The 13,255-nt window shown below is 69.9% G+C and carries 12 protein-coding genes, 1 tRNA gene and 1 pseudogene; 7 read left to right on the top strand and 7 right to left on the bottom strand.

From position 1 onward, the window contains the following. The first annotated feature begins 32 nt into the window (after window positions 1-32). The 3 genes from ACIBK0_RS00800 to ACIBK0_RS00790 are packed head-to-tail and all read left to right on the top strand — an operon-like array spanning window position 33 to window position 4,030. Complete coding sequence (locus tag ACIBK0_RS00800) at window positions 33-2,498, top strand: phosphoribosyltransferase (protein ID WP_399074150.1); 2,466 nt, start codon at window positions 33-35, stop codon at window positions 2,496-2,498. Beyond that, window positions 2,498-3,325 carry an HAD family hydrolase gene (locus ACIBK0_RS00795; RefSeq protein ID WP_399074148.1) on the top strand — a complete coding sequence of 276 codons (828 nt, stop codon included), beginning with the start codon at window positions 2,498-2,500 and terminating at the stop codon, window positions 3,323-3,325. The genes ACIBK0_RS00800 and ACIBK0_RS00795 overlap by 1 nt, the downstream gene beginning before the upstream one ends. A gap of 45 nt (window positions 3,326-3,370) precedes the next feature. Next, window positions 3,371-4,030 carry an O-methyltransferase gene (locus ACIBK0_RS00790; RefSeq protein ID WP_399074146.1) on the top strand — a complete coding sequence of 220 codons (660 nt, stop codon included), beginning with the start codon at window positions 3,371-3,373 and terminating at the stop codon, window positions 4,028-4,030. Between the two features lie 190 nt (window positions 4,031-4,220). On the opposite strand, the gene ACIBK0_RS00785 is transcribed toward ACIBK0_RS00790, so the two are convergent. From ACIBK0_RS00785 to ACIBK0_RS00770, 4 genes are all read right to left on the bottom strand, one after another. After that, window positions 4,221-4,442, bottom strand: a complete 222-nt coding sequence (locus tag ACIBK0_RS00785; protein ID WP_189185339.1) for a zinc ribbon domain-containing protein — start codon at window positions 4,440-4,442, stop codon at window positions 4,221-4,223. A gap of 9 nt (window positions 4,443-4,451) precedes the next feature. Further along, window positions 4,452-5,075, bottom strand: a complete 624-nt coding sequence (locus ACIBK0_RS00780) for a DUF4383 domain-containing protein (RefSeq protein ID WP_399074144.1) — start codon at window positions 5,073-5,075, stop codon at window positions 4,452-4,454. Window positions 5,076-5,319: 244 nt separating this feature from the next. After that, window positions 5,320-6,753 (bottom strand): hypothetical protein, encoded by a 1,434-nt coding sequence (locus tag ACIBK0_RS00775; RefSeq protein ID WP_399074142.1) that lies wholly within the window; start codon window positions 6,751-6,753, stop codon window positions 5,320-5,322. 75 nt (window positions 6,754-6,828) lie between these two features. Continuing rightward, window positions 6,829-7,605 carry a DUF4097 family beta strand repeat-containing protein gene (locus ACIBK0_RS00770; RefSeq protein ID WP_399074140.1) on the bottom strand — a complete coding sequence of 259 codons (777 nt, stop codon included), beginning with the start codon at window positions 7,603-7,605 and terminating at the stop codon, window positions 6,829-6,831. Window positions 7,606-7,849: 244 nt separating this feature from the next. Here ACIBK0_RS00770 and ACIBK0_RS00765 point away from each other — a divergent pair. After that, a tRNA-Val gene (locus tag ACIBK0_RS00765) sits at window positions 7,850-7,924 on the top strand. A 92-nt stretch (window positions 7,925-8,016) separates the two neighbouring features. On the opposite strand, the gene ACIBK0_RS00760 is transcribed toward ACIBK0_RS00765, so the two are convergent. Further along, the gene (locus ACIBK0_RS00760) at window positions 8,017-8,259 is read right to left on the bottom strand and encodes a hypothetical protein (protein ID WP_399074138.1); all 243 of its coding nucleotides are present in this window, start codon (window positions 8,257-8,259) and stop codon (window positions 8,017-8,019) included. 160 nt (window positions 8,260-8,419) lie between these two features. Between ACIBK0_RS00760 and ACIBK0_RS00755 the strand changes: the two genes are divergently transcribed. Continuing rightward, a complete protein-coding gene (locus ACIBK0_RS00755) occupies window positions 8,420-8,896 on the top strand; it encodes an NUDIX hydrolase (RefSeq protein WP_399074136.1) in 477 nt (158 codons plus the stop codon). 327 nt (window positions 8,897-9,223) lie between these two features. Here ACIBK0_RS00755 and snpA read toward each other — a convergent pair whose 3' ends face one another. Further along, window positions 9,224-10,051, bottom strand: coding sequence for a snapalysin (snpA, locus tag ACIBK0_RS00750; RefSeq protein WP_399074135.1), 828 nt, complete (start codon window positions 10,049-10,051; stop codon window positions 9,224-9,226). Between the two features lie 692 nt (window positions 10,052-10,743). Here snpA and ACIBK0_RS00745 point away from each other — a divergent pair. Further along, window positions 10,744-11,238, top strand: a pseudogene (locus ACIBK0_RS00745) (helix-turn-helix domain-containing protein); the annotation flags it as partial. Between the two features lie 402 nt (window positions 11,239-11,640). Here the strand turns inward: ACIBK0_RS00745 and ACIBK0_RS00740 are convergent. Next, window positions 11,641-12,678 carry an endonuclease/exonuclease/phosphatase family protein gene (locus ACIBK0_RS00740; RefSeq protein ID WP_399074133.1) on the bottom strand — a complete coding sequence of 346 codons (1,038 nt, stop codon included), beginning with the start codon at window positions 12,676-12,678 and terminating at the stop codon, window positions 11,641-11,643. Between the two features lie 362 nt (window positions 12,679-13,040). Between ACIBK0_RS00740 and ACIBK0_RS00735 the strand changes: the two genes are divergently transcribed. After that, window positions 13,041-13,244, top strand: a complete 204-nt coding sequence (locus ACIBK0_RS00735; protein ID WP_399074131.1) for a hypothetical protein — start codon at window positions 13,041-13,043, stop codon at window positions 13,242-13,244. The last annotated feature ends 11 nt before the right edge of the window (window positions 13,245-13,255 follow it).

Raw genomic sequence — 13,255 nt, 5'->3', positions numbered from 1 at the left:
CGGCGATGCGGAACCCGAACAACAAGGAATTGATGAACGACGCAGTGAACGACGCAGTGAACGACGCGGTGTGGACCGGGACGTGGGTCGCCGAGCGGCTCGGCGTCGAACTCGTCGGTGACGAGACGCTGAGCGACCTGCTGGGGCTCGCGCTGCGCCGCAACCCCAAGCGCGCCCATCTGCTCGTGTCGAACGTCCTCGGCAAGCACGTGCCGCAGTCGCCGTCCGCGGTGTACGGATACGGGTTCGCGCTCGGCCGGCGGGTGCGGGACCTGCTGGGCACCGAGGACGCCCGCGCGGCCGTGGTCCTCGGGTACGCCGAGACGGCCACCGGTCTCGGTCACTCGGTCGCGGACGGTGTCGGCCTCGCGCCCTACCTGCACTCCACCCGCCGCCCGGTCCAGGGCGTCGCCCGGGCAGGCGGCTTCGAGGAGTCCCACTCGCACGCCACCTCGCATCTGCTCCTCCCCGAGGACCCCGGTCTGATGGCGGGCTCCGGTCCGCTGGTCCTCGTCGACGACGAGTTCTCCACCGGCAACACCGTCCTCAACACGATCCGTGACCTGCACGAGCGCTATCCGCGCGAGCGCTACGTGGTCGTGGCGCTGGTCGACATGCGGTCGGCCGCCGACCTGGGCCGCCTGGAGGAGTTCGCCCGGGAGATCGGCGCACGGGTCGACCTGGTGTCCGCGGCGTCGGGGACCGTGAAGCTCCCGGAGGGCGTCCTGGAGAAGGGGCAGGCGCTGGTCGCCGCCCACGAGTCGGCAGCGCCCGGCCCGGCGGCGCACAGGCCTGCCGGGCGGCGGGCCACCCGCGTCGAGCTCGGCTGGCCCCGCGGCGTCCCCGACGGCGGGCGGCACGGGTTCACGCCCAGGCATCGAATACGGCTGGAAGGCGCCCTGCCCGCCATGGCCGCGCGGCTCGCCGACGCGCTGCCGGACGGCGCCCGGCGTGTGCTCGTGCTCGGCTTCGAGGAGCTGATGTACGCCCCGCTCAGGCTGGCCCGGGAGCTGGAGCAGGTCGTGACCGCCGACGTGCGCTACTCCACGACCACCCGCTCGCCCGTTCTCGCCCTCGACGACCCCGGTTACGCGATCCGCACCCGCCTCGTCTTCCCCGCCCACGACAACCCGGACGACGGCCCGGGCGAGCGCTACGCCTACAACGTCGCGGGCGCCGGTTTCGACGCCGTCGTCGCGGTCGTCGACTCGGCGGCCGACACCCCCGAACTGCACGCCCCCGACGGCCTGTTGGCCCAGCTGGCGGCGCACACCCCGAGCGTCCTGCTCGCCGTCGTCCCGTCGTACGTCCCCGCACGGCCGTTGACCGAAAGGCCCTCCATGCTGCCCGAGCCCCTCCGCGGCCCCGCCTTCTCCTCGTACGCGGCAGACGAGGTCGGCTGGCTGCTCCAGGACCTCTCGGACGTGGGCCTGGAGGCGCCGACCGAGGAGCGCGAGGAGGCGATCCAGAGCGGCGGCGCGCACTACGCGGAGTCGCTGCCGGTCGAGTACCAGCCGACCGCCCAGTACCAGGAGCTGTTCCACGCGGCCCTCGACGCCTCGGCCGCCCGCATCGCGCAGGCCGTCGGCGCCGTCACCGAACTGGTGCTGGCCGAAAGGTCACCGCGACCGGTCCTTGTGTCACTGGCCCGCGCGGGCACGCCCATCGGCGTCCTGATGCGCCGCTGGGCCAAGCACCGCCACGACCTCGACCTGCCGCACTACGCCGTCTCCATCGTCCGCGGCCGCGGCATCGACGCCAACGCGCTGCGATGGCTCGCCGCCCACCACGACCCGGCCGACGTCGTCTTCGTCGACGGCTGGACCGGCAAGGGCGCGATCACCCGCGAACTGGCCGACGCGATACGGGAGTTCGAAGCCTCCGACGGCATCACCGGCTTCGACCCGGAGATCGCGGTGCTCGCCGACCCGGGCTCGTGCGTGCGGACGTACGGCACCCGCGAGGACTTCCTCATCCCCTCCGCCTGCCTCAACTCGACGGTCTCCGGGCTGATTTCGCGCACGGTCCTGCGGGCCGACCTGGTCGGCGAGCACGACTTCCACGGCGCGAAGTTCTACCGCGAACTCGCCGGCTCCGATGTCTCCGTCGCCTTCCTGGACGCCGTCGCCGCGCACTTCTGCGACGTCACCGACGCGGCCTGCGCCCAGGCCAAGGAGCTTCTCGCCGCCGACCGCACCCCCAGCTGGGAGGGCTGGGCGGCGGTCGAGCGGATCAGCGAGGAGTACGAGATCCACGACGTGAACCTCGTCAAGCCGGGCGTCGGCGAGACCACCCGGGTGCTGCTGCGCCGCGTCCCCTGGAAGATCCTCGCGCGCGCCGGAGCGGGCGCCGACCTCGACCACGTACGCCTGCTCGCCGAGCAGCGCGGAGTTCCCGTCGAGGAGGTCGCCGAACTCCCGTACACCTGTGTGGGGTTGATCCACCCGAAGTACACGCGCGGTGCGACCGGCGCCGACGGCAAGGCGGTGACGGTCTGATGTCCGCGCCCAAGACCCTCGTCGCCAGCGACCTCGACCGTACGCTGATCTACTCCTCCGCGGCCCTGGCGCTGACCATGCCGGACGCCCGCGCACCCCGGCTGCTCTGCGTCGAGGTGCACGAGAGCAAGCCGCTGTCGTACATGACGGAGACGGCAGCCGCCCTGCTCACCGAACTCGGCGACACGGCGGTCTTCGTACCCACCACCACCCGCACCCGCAAGCAGTACCAGCGCATCAACCTGCCGGGCCCCGCCCCGAAGTACGCGATCTGCGCCAACGGCGGGCACCTGCTCGTCGACGGCGTCTCCGATCCCGACTGGCACGGGAGCGTGATGGCGCGGCTCGCCACCGAGTGCGCGCCGCTGGACGAGGTACGGGAGCATCTGGCGACCACCGCCGATCCCGCCTGGGTCCGCAAGCACCGGGTGGCCGAGGACCTGTTCGCCTATCTCGTGGTGGAGCGCGAGCTGCTCCCCGAGGAGTGGGTGAAGGAACTGGCCGCGTGGGCGGAGAACCGCGGCTGGACGGTGTCCCTGCAGGGCCGCAAGATCTACGCCGTACCCAAGCCGCTCACCAAGAGCGCGGCCCTGCATGAGCTCGCCCGCCGCACCGGCGCGCCCCTGACCCTCGCCGCCGGTGACTCCCTCCTCGACGCCGACCTGCTGCTGGCCGCCGACCGGGGCTGGCGCCCCGGCCACGGCGAACTGGCCGAGGCGGACTGGACGGCGCCCGCGATCACGGCTCTCGCGGAGCGGGGGGTCGCCGCGGGGGAGCGGATCCTGCGGGAGTTCATGAACGCCTGCGACGGACAGGCGTCGCTCTGACCCCAAGAGTTACCGTGGGCGGGGGACCGACGTGAGGAGAGCCGCGTGGCCAAGGGCAACAGCACTCGACTGACGGACGAGCTCTACGCGTACATGCTCGGCCACAACCCGCCGCTGGACCCCGTGCAGCGCATGCTGGTCGAGGTCACTCACGTCCAACTCCCGCTGGTGGCGGGCAAGCAGGTCGCCGAGGAGCAGGGGGCGCTGCTCGCGTTCCTCGTGCGGCTGACGGGGGCGCGCCGGATCGTCGAGGTCGGTACGTTCACGGGACTGTCGGCGCTGTCCATGGCTCAGGCGCTGCCGCCCGACGGGATGCTGCTGACCTGCGACATCTCCGAGGAGTGGACGGAGCACGCGCGGGAGGCCTGGGCGAAGGCGGGCGTCGCCGACCGGATCGAGCTGCGGATCGCGCCCGCGCGGGAGACATTGCGCGCACTGCCGGACGAGCCGCACATCGACATGGCGTTCATCGACGCGGACAAGGACAACTACATCGCGTACTGGGACGAGTTGGTGCCCCGGATGCGCCCCGGCGGACTGCTCGCCGTCGACAACGTCTTCCTGCACGGCGGCGTGACCGACCCCGAGGCGACCGGCCTCGCCGCGGCGATCAAGGAGTTCAACGAGCACGTGAAGGCGGACGACCGCGTGGACAGCGTGATGCTGGCGGTGGCGGACGGGATGACGTTGGCGCGGCGGCGCTGAGCGGCCTCGGGGAAGTGGGGTGCGTTTCCGCGTCGTCCGGTGCGGTGCATCGGCGTGCTGCCCCGTCGTCCTCGTACTGGATGTACTTGGGCGATGTGGCAGTGCGGCGAGGTGCCGTGCCGGGCGGCGCCGGGGCGTGTCCCACTTCCCCGAGGCCGCTCAGCGGGGCGAGTGCCCCGGGATCCGGGGATCAGCCGCAGCAGCCCCCGCCGCAGCAGCCGCCACCGCCACCCGCGCGCGGCGCCGGTGCGGGCGCGGCGGAGGACGATCCGCCCACCGAGACCGTCGACAGCAGCTTCACCGTGTCGTCGTGGCCGGCAGGGCAGTCCGCGGGGGCGGAGGACTCCGCCATCGGACGGCTCAGTTCGAAGGTGTCGCCGCAGGTCCGGCAGCGGTACTCGTAGCGAGGCATGAGGCCAGATTAGCGGGCGCCCCGCACCGCCGACGAGGGTTGCCCGGGCAGCTCGCGCTCCCTGGCCCGCTGGAGGGCCAGCGCGTGGGCCTTGGCGCGCAGCCGCTGCTCCTGCTCGATCCGCTCGGGATGGCGGGCCTTCCAGTACGGGTTGTCGTGGGGCAGGGCCGAGCCGACCCTCCCGTACATGCCGAAGAACATCAGCAGGACGCCCACGACAAAGCTGAAGAGCACGTTCTGGATGTGGAAGGCGAGGAAGTTGTAGCCACTGTCCAGCAGTGCCAGGTTCACGAAGCCGCTGAGGATGAAGGCGACGCCGAAGGCCATGTTGAGCGTGGAGGCGAAGTTCCCGCCGATCACCATGCCGATGAACAGGAGCAGTCCGACGCAGATCGACAGCACGCTGAGCGCGCCGTTGGTGTTCAGCCCTCCGACCGTGTCCCCACGGGTGTCGAAGAACCCGACCTTGTTGACCAGGCCCAGGATGCCGAAGGCGAGCAGCACCAGACCCATGAGGCCCGCGCCGATCCGGTAGAAGGTGCTGAGACGGTGATCGACGGGCAGATGCTCGTCGAAGGAGATACGTCGCTTCGAAGCCCGTCGGGAACCCGGGCGAAGTGCGTGTGTGGCCATGTCCGCCTCCTCACGCAGCCGGCGGAGGCCGTCGTTCTTCCGGCCGGCGGGGGCCGTGCGTTCTCTCAGCATCCGCCCGGGGGTCCCGCTCCGCCAACACCGGAGCACGGGAGGCTTCGGGCTTCCGACACGAGGGCCTGGGAGCCTTCGGGTCATCAACGGCGGGGCGCGGAGACTTCGGGTTCCGTCGTCCGGCTGGTTGAGGATCCTTCGGGTTTTCGTCGTCTCACTGGTTACGGAGCCTTCAGGCTCCGCCGCCCCGCTCCTCACGGATCTGGGAGACCACCCGCGCCACCGTCTGCCGTACCGCCTCGGTCTCGGTCAGGAAGTGCCAGTAGTCGGGGTGGCGCCCCTCCAGCGTGGCGATGGCACGGTCGAGACGGGCGACGGACTCGTCGAGCGGCCGGGCGTGTCGCGGGTCGGGGGTGCTGCGGCCCGCCATGGCCAGCCGCTGGGCGTCACGGATGGCGAACCGGGTGCGGTCGATCTCCTGCTGAGGGTCCTTCGCCACCGCGTTCAGCCGCCGCAGCCGGTCACCGGCCGCCGAGACGGCCTCGTCGGTGTTGTTCAGCAGCGCCCGCACGGTGGACAGCATCGAGGTCGCGTCCGGCCAGCGCTGCGCCTCGCGCGCGGCCTGCGCCTCCTTCAGCTTGAGCTCGGCCTGCCGTACGTTCTCCGCGGCCTGCTCCGGCACATGCTGCAGGTCCTGCCAGCACGCGGCCGAGAAGCGCCGCCGCAGCTCGCTCAGGACCGGCTCCACCTGCCCGGACCGGGTGGTCAGAGCCTGCGCGCGGGTGCGCAGCGAGACCAGCCGATGGTCGATCTCGGCGGCCCGCTCGGGCAGCCGCTCCGCCTCCGCGCGCATCGCTCCGGCCTCCCGCGAGACCCGCTCGGCGCGCGCCAGCGTCTCCGGTACGCCGTGCTGTCCGGCTCCCTGGTTGAGCTTGGTCAGCTCGGGCCCGAGGGCGGCGAGCCGGGCGGCGAGGTCATCGGCCTTGAGCCCCGAGCCCCGTACGCCGTCCAACGCGTTCGAGGCGGCGAGCAGGGCCTGGCGGGCGCGCTCGACGGCAGGGGCGAGCCGGGCGAGCTGTGTCTCGGCCTTGCCGAGCAGCGGCCCGAGCCCCCGCTCGAACCGGTCGAGATCCCCCTTGACCCGGCCCAGCTCGTCCTTGGCGGCGGTCAGCTCGGTGCGGGCTCGCGCGGCGACCGACGCCTCCAGGTCGTCGCGGTCGAGATCGTGGGCGTCGACGGCGCTGATGTACTGATGACTGGCCTCGTCGATGCGCCGCCCGAGCGCCTCGAAGTCGGAGACCGCGCGGCGGGCCGCGGGCGAGTCGTCGACGGCCGTGATCGTCTCGATGGAGATCCGCAGATCGCGCTGCGCGGTGTCGAGTTCGTAGAAGGCGGCCGCGGCGGCGTCCTTGGCGGCCTGAGCCTCGGCCCGCTGACTCTCGGAGCGACCGCCGAACCACCGCCGGGTGCCGCCACCGGCGAAGGCGGCGGGCAGCACGAGCGCGGCGAACAGCGGCACGGCGATGAGGGTCAGCGCGTCACGGGTGGCGCGCGAGATGCCGAGGGCGCGGCGGGCCCGGTACCGCCGAGCGGTCGAGGGGCGACGAGGCGCTTGCTGTGCGCATGGCACAAACGGCGAATACGGCTGCGAAGGTGTCGCCGTCACATCCCTCTCCCGTGCTGTCATCCGCCTTGCCCGGCTGTCATTCTCCCACCGGTTAAGGACGAACACACGGGCCGGTTAGTTCGCGGTTCGTACCGTGATCTTCCCGTCGTTCGTGTGGGCGGACACCACATGGGAGCTGCCCGGGTCTCGGGGTACGGACACATGCACCGAGCCGTCATCGCTCCCGGTCGTCACGCGGTAGCCGTCCCGCGGCAGCGCGATGGTCACGGAGCCGTCCTGCGTGCGGGAGTCCACCAGATCGGGTACGGCGCCGAGTTCGAGCTGTACGGAACCGTCCTGCGTACGGGCGCGCACCCGGCGCGAGTCGACGCCGAGCGCACGGATGGATCCGTCGCTGCTGCGCAGGTCCAGCGGTCCCGAGGAGTCCGTCACCCGCACGGAACCGTCCGACGTACGAATGCTCAGCGCCTCCTTGAAGCCCTGCGCACGCACGCTTCCGTCCCCGTCCTTCACGGTGACGGCGATGCCGCCCGGCACCACGATCCGGTGCCTGGCCGAACAGTCGGCCACCACTCCCGAACACTTCATCCGCAGCACGAGCCGATCGTCGTCCTCCATCGCCCAGGTCACCCTGGGATCCCCACCGACGACGACACGCCCACGGAACCACCGGGTGACCTCGACCTTGTCGGCCTTCGCCGAGTCCGAGACCACGACATCGAGCGCGGAGTCGTCCGAGTCGACGGTGAGCGTGCGCCCGTGCAGCGCGAAGGACCGGTGGTCGGGATCCTTGTCGTCCCCGGCGGACGCGCCACAGGCGGTGGCGCCCGCGACGAGGACCACGACGACGCCGGCGACGGCGACTGCGCGGGCAGGAACGGTACGGGCCATGGTGTTTTCCCCCTGAGACGGACTGGCTGCGAAGGCTCTTCGACCGTACGGATCCGAGGCCCGCAGGGGGATCCGGGCGGCTCCCGGATCGAAGGTGGGGATAACCCCCCGCCCGGCCAGTCCGCCCGCACTCCCCGGATACGGGGTTGCGGTGCACCCCCCCCGAATACGGGTTTGCAGGACACCTCCCGGATACGGGTTTGCAGGGCATCCCCTCGGGCAATGTAGGCTGTCGACTCGTCCTGGGCGCGTAGCTCAGCGGTAGAGCGCCGCCCTTACAAGGCGGATGTCGGCGGTTCGAAACCGTCCGCGCCCACCAGTCTCAGGACACGAACAAGGCCCAGGTCAGCCGGTGTGAATCCGGTGATCTGGGCCTCTGTCGTTTCCGGCCGCCGAGGGGCGCCGTGCCACTTACGTGCCAGATGGGTCGCGCGGAGGTCGCTTCACCTTCTTGATCTGACCGTCCACGTAGTCGGCGATCTCGTGATCGCGCCCGTTGACGAGGTGCTGATAGATCAGCGCGGCCCGCACCGACGAGTGGCCCATGCGGTGCATCAGCTCGCGGGTGGTGGCGCCGCCGGTCGCGGCGAGGGTGTTGCCGGTGTGCCGGAGATCGTGGAAGTGGACGTCACCGAGACCGCGAGCTGAAAGCAATCCGGCTCGTGCCGCCGGGCGAGGTCCCGGATCGCACGATCCCACGTCTGGCACGCCGAGTGCTCGCGGCGATCAAGGCACGATCAGCCGAGAGCGCCCCTGTGTACCTCGAACACGGACAGGCGCCAGGCCACTTGGCGGCCTAGCAGGGACACGAGCAGTGACCCATGACAGCCCCCGACACTCGGTCTCCGTCGCTGGGATCACTGTCCGAGATGACGGCAGAATCCTTGCCATCCGCCGGGCGGACAACGGAGCCTGGGAACCTCCCAGCGGCATCCTGGAGCTCCACGAAGCCCCGGAGACAGGCGTAGAGCGTGAGGTCTTCGAGGAGACCGGCATCAGGGTCGCTGTCCACCAACTCACCGGCGTCTACAAGAACCTGAAGCTAGGTGTCGTGGCCCTGGTCTTCCGCTGCGAACCATCGTCCGGCATCGAACGCACGTCCACTGAATCGACCGCCGTCGAATGGCTAACGCCCGATGAGGTTCGCGACCGCACGATCGAGGTGTTCGCAGTCAGGGTTCTCGATGCTTTGGACGGCCAGGGCCCCCACGTCCGGAGCCCTGACGGCCAGCGCCTCATCCCTGTCGAGTCTCAGTTGATGGTTGACGGGTTGGCGTCGGGTGATCTTTGACATCCGCCATAGACGGGTTCCATTCGGCACTGCGCGAGTATCGGCCCGCTATCCCAGCTCTGGGGGTGCTTATAGGGGCGCGGAGGGGTGGCGGGAGCGCTGGCTTCTGCTGTTCGTGGCCGGGCCGGCAGTGTTGGCTACCAGCCCGGCCCTGTTGGCCACGATCAAGCTCACCAACCAGTGGGCGGTTGGCTCCCGCGGCCCTCCCAGGACAGCCGTACAAAGCACCCGCGTCTGTCGGCCAGCCTGCGAGAGTGCTCAGACGACCGTCTTGAGCATGCGGCTGCAGCCATCCTCAACGGCGAGCCGCTTCCCACTGGAACGCGATCAGTTCCAGAGCGTGCGGTGGTGCGGACGCCACGGACCGTGACCCGGCCCCACAGGCCATACCGGCCGTGCAGCACTCGGGCCACCAGCGGGCTGGTCCCCTGTACCCGGGGCCACGGACGGTGCCGACGGTGCAGCACTCGGGCCGCCAGCGGGCTGGTTCCCCGTGCCCGGAGCCTGCGTGCCTCCGCTGGCCCACAGCTCGTCGACACGCGCACGCTCGGTGGCGTTCGGGTAGCGGATGGTGCAGGACGGGCCGGGGCCGCCGCCCGACATCAGCTCACTGCACGGCCCGCTGTAGTTGTCCGGCAGACCCAGCACGTGCCCGGTCTCGTGAGTGACGACGCGGATCGAGTCGTTCTGCTGGATCTGGGTGTAGTCGAGGAAGATCTGGCCGCTTCCGTGGCCGTCGGTTGAGGCGTGGGACCCGCGAGGGTCGTTGCCCTCGGAGTAGGAGAAGTCGGCCCCGCTCGAAGCCTCCTCGAGCTTGACGTTGGACTCGGAGCTGTTCCAGATCGCGGCCGCGCTCGATATTTGCGAACGGAAGCTCGGCGCCTTGGAGGCGTCGTAGTGGAGGGTCACCGCCTGCCCGCTGGGCTGGGCGGCACTCTTCTCGGCGACCGACTTGAGCACGGCCTCGAAGAACGCCTTGTTGTTCGCAGCCTCCTCAGCCGACCCGTCGTACCCCGCCACGGAGGCATCGGCGGAAGCGGACGGGGTGGGGGCCGTCAAGGCGCTCGCCGGCACCGCTGCGCCCAGCGCGCTGGAGGCCAGACCCAGGCCGAGAGCGAGGGCAAGGAATCTTGGGGACATTCGGAACGAATTCATGTGGGGGGTGCTCCTACTCACTCGGTGACGCCGAGCGCCACAGCGCGCGGTCGACTCGGCGTGAACACCGGTTCCGAACTGCAGCGACGTCCTGTGGGTCGACATTCTTAGAACCGCTCGACAGGGCGCGCAATGGGTCCCGCCACTACGTCGCTTCGTAGGTCCCAGGACCTCGCCAGGATTGTGCGCGGGCCTCCGGTCCGCACATGGCGACAGGAGGAAAAGCTGTCGCGGCGTCAGAAGCCTTACAGCATGGGGTAGTGGGCGTGCGGGCCAGCAGAGCGGAACCCCGGAAAAACGCGGCGAGATCCACATCCATACCAAGACGGACAAATCCTCAGATGTCCGCCACATCGCATCTACTAAGCACGCCGGTCAATTAGCGGAGCCCTGTGACCGGCGTCACGGAATATGGGCTTTCGCTGCTTTCGCGCCCCACCGGACCCGAGTTGTCCCCCAGGGAGTCACGCTCGACGCTGGGCACCATCCCTCACCGCTGAGCCGCCGCCGCTCAGCTCTGATCAGGATGGAAGCCGCGCAAGTACGAATGCAGCCAGCACCTCATCCCTGTCGTGTCTCGGTTGATGCTTGACGTCGTGGCTTCACCTGATGCTTCACACCGCTTGCCTCGGCTTGGCTGTGCGCGTCTGATCGGCGCGTGCAGGGAGGGGGCCGGGGCCGTGCTGGTGGAGCTGAGCGTGGTCGAGCAGCGGTATCACGCGGTGATGGAAGTCGCCGCGGGGGTTCCGGTCACTCAAGTCGCGGCCCGGTATGGGGTGTCGAGGCAGTCGGTGCATTCCTGGGTGCGCAAGTACGAGCAGTCGGGTCTGCCGGGGCTGGCGGACCGGCCGCATCGACCGGCCTCGTGTCCGCACCGGATTGCCGGGGAGGTCGAGGCGGTGGTGTGTGAGTTACGGCGCCGGCATCCCGGGTGGGGTCCACGCAGGCTGGTGCGCGAGCTGGAACGCAGGGGCATCACGCCGGTGCCCTCGAGGGCGACGGTCTACCGGGTCCTGGTCCGCAACGGTCTGATCGAGCCCGGAGTGCGCAAGCGGCGCCGGTCGGATTACCGCAGGTGGGAGCGGTCGGCGGCGATGGAGCTGTGGCAGATGGACATCGTCGGCGGGCTGCTGCTCGCGGGCGGCGGCGAGTGCAAGATGGTCACCGGGATCGACGACCACTCGCGGTTAGCGACAGCAACCGACAGCGCCCGCCATGAAGTCGACAGCGGCCCGAAAACGGCCGTAATGACTCTGGATGACCGATCCATTCTTGGCTACGGATCAGAAGGTCTCTGACATCCACGGCTGACATCAGCGACGCCGGACGGAGGCGTACACCAGCGTCTCTGTCCGGCCGTCACCCCAGTCGACGGCAGCAGCTGGAGCGGGCTCGGATCGAACTCCTGAAGCGGGTGTCGCAGATCCGAATCCTGCCGGGGCCTAGGCAGAAGGGCCAGTTCGGGAGGGGGGTCCTCCAGGACTGGCCCTTTGCCGTTTCCAGTGCCGCGCCACTCGCGTGCCCACTACGTCCAGGTGAAGTCGTTGCCGTCTTTGCTGGAGGCGTCTCATTTCTTCGCCGTCGATCGGCTACCGGAGGCGCAGCCCTACCGCCAGGCCGGCGTGATCGGACGGCCACAGGCCCTTGGGAGTCCGGTCCCTCACCTTGTCTCCGATCAGGTGGGCGGAGACAGCAGAAAGGTGTGCGGGCTGATAGAAGACGTAGTCGATGCGCGCGCTGAGTTTGGACGGCAGGTTGCGCAGATCGGGGTCCTGAACGGCGGTGAATCCGTCTCCGGGGCCGTGGATGGTCCGCCAGGCGTCGTCGTAGCCGCCGGTGGTGAACGTGCCGTACGGTCCGGTCGCTTCGGTCGGCAGGGCGTTGAAGTCGCCAAGAGCGGTGACGGGGTACGGCGACTGTGCCAGCGCGGCGTACAGCTCCTGCCCCTGGGCGTTTCGAATGGCCGGCACCCCTGGCTGCAGGTGTGTGGTGGCCACCCGCACCCGTGCCGGCTTGCCCTTGAGGGCGACGTCCACCGCGGACCAGCCCCTCGCGGTGGTGAAGGTGACTCCGAACGGGGTGGTGACGACGAGCTTCGCGGCATAGAGGTGCGACTGCGCGTTGGTCACCGGGAGTCCGTCTTGTACCAGGATCACATCCCGGTTTGTGAAACTCGCCTGTTCGGTGGCACTGATCGGCAGGGTGATGGTGCCGGTGTTGTCGACCGCGGCGGCCCGGTAGTGGAGACCGGCCCGGCGCAGCTCGCGGAGCAGGATGTCCAGGAAGTCGTAAGTGGTGTGGAGGGGACCGGCCAGCGGGCCCTTCTTCCACAGGGCCACCTCCTGCAGGCCGATGACCTCGGGGCGCTCGTTCCTGACCAGGCGCGAGATGGCCCGGGCGCGGGACGGGAAGTCGGTGGCGACCACCTGGTCGTAGGCGATCCCGGCTCGCGCGACGAGCTCCTGCGGGGTCTGTGCAAGGGCCAGAGGTGCGAGGTCGGCGCCCAGATAGATGTTGTACGTGGCGACTTTGAGCTGCCGCGTTCCGGCCTGAGCCGGCGCGGCCAGGCCCAGTGTCGCGGCAACCAGCCCCACGGCGACCAGAAGTGACGCCCATCTTCGTGCCATTCGCTTCTCCTCTCACTGCCCAGGTCAGATCACGCCGTCCGGGGCCTCACGCCATCCCGGATCCGCTCATACTGTCCCGAACAGTTCGATAACGTCCCGTACTCGGATGATTGCGCGGACGAGAGTGCGAGGGCCCGTGGGTTAGGCAGTGCCGCGGACGCTGCCCCCTCCGGAACAACGAAGAGACCACCCATCCGGCCGGGGTGGTCTCTGCGTTCCAGGGCCTGTCCGACGGGTCGCGTCACCGACCCCGCACCCGACAGCACTGTCACCCGAATGGCCCAACAAGACGTGCCACCCACATGGGTGAAGATCAAACTGACTAGTGCCCCAACCGAGGCAATCCGTGAAAGGGAAACCAAATGCGCATTCGACGAATCCTCGCCGCCGTCATTGCCACGGCAGCCCTCGCCGGACTCGGCCTCACAGGCGCCGCCACCGCCACCGCCGCACAGGGGGCCGCATCCTACGTCACCCCTTCTCAGTGCAAGCAGGGCGGCGGAACGCCCGATCTGACGGACAACCTCTGCAAGGGCGGTACACACGACGGGGAGCAGATCGACTGAACCCCACAAGG

Origin of the sequence: Streptomyces sp. NPDC050564, from assembly GCF_044457265.1 — a bacterium.
In the GTDB taxonomy this organism is placed as follows: Bacteria; Actinomycetota; Actinomycetes; order Streptomycetales; family Streptomycetaceae; genus Streptomyces.
The sequence above is the reverse complement of the archived record's forward strand: the minus strand, read 5'-3'. Positions and strand labels throughout refer to the sequence as shown.

Excerpts from the sequence above, each read along its gene's own strand:
- ACIBK0_RS00735 (WP_399074131.1), top strand. The coding sequence starts at position 13,041 with ATGCGCATTCGACGAATCCTCGCCGCCGTCATTGCCACGGCAGCCCTC.
- ACIBK0_RS00800 (WP_399074150.1), top strand. The coding sequence starts at position 33 with ATGAACGACGCAGTGAACGACGCAGTGAACGACGCGGTGTGGACCGGG.
- ACIBK0_RS00795 (WP_399074148.1), top strand. The coding sequence starts at position 2,498 with ATGTCCGCGCCCAAGACCCTCGTCGCCAGCGACCTCGACCGTACGCTG.
- ACIBK0_RS00785 (WP_189185339.1), bottom strand. The coding sequence starts at position 4,442 with ATGCCTCGCTACGAGTACCGCTGCCGGACCTGCGGCGACACCTTCGAA.
- ACIBK0_RS00740 (WP_399074133.1), bottom strand. The coding sequence starts at position 12,678 with ATGGCACGAAGATGGGCGTCACTTCTGGTCGCCGTGGGGCTGGTTGCC.
- snpA (WP_399074135.1), bottom strand. The coding sequence starts at position 10,051 with ATGAATTCGTTCCGAATGTCCCCAAGATTCCTTGCCCTCGCTCTCGGC.
- ACIBK0_RS00780 (WP_399074144.1), bottom strand. The coding sequence starts at position 5,075 with ATGGCCACACACGCACTTCGCCCGGGTTCCCGACGGGCTTCGAAGCGA.
- ACIBK0_RS00770 (WP_399074140.1), bottom strand. The coding sequence starts at position 7,605 with ATGGCCCGTACCGTTCCTGCCCGCGCAGTCGCCGTCGCCGGCGTCGTC.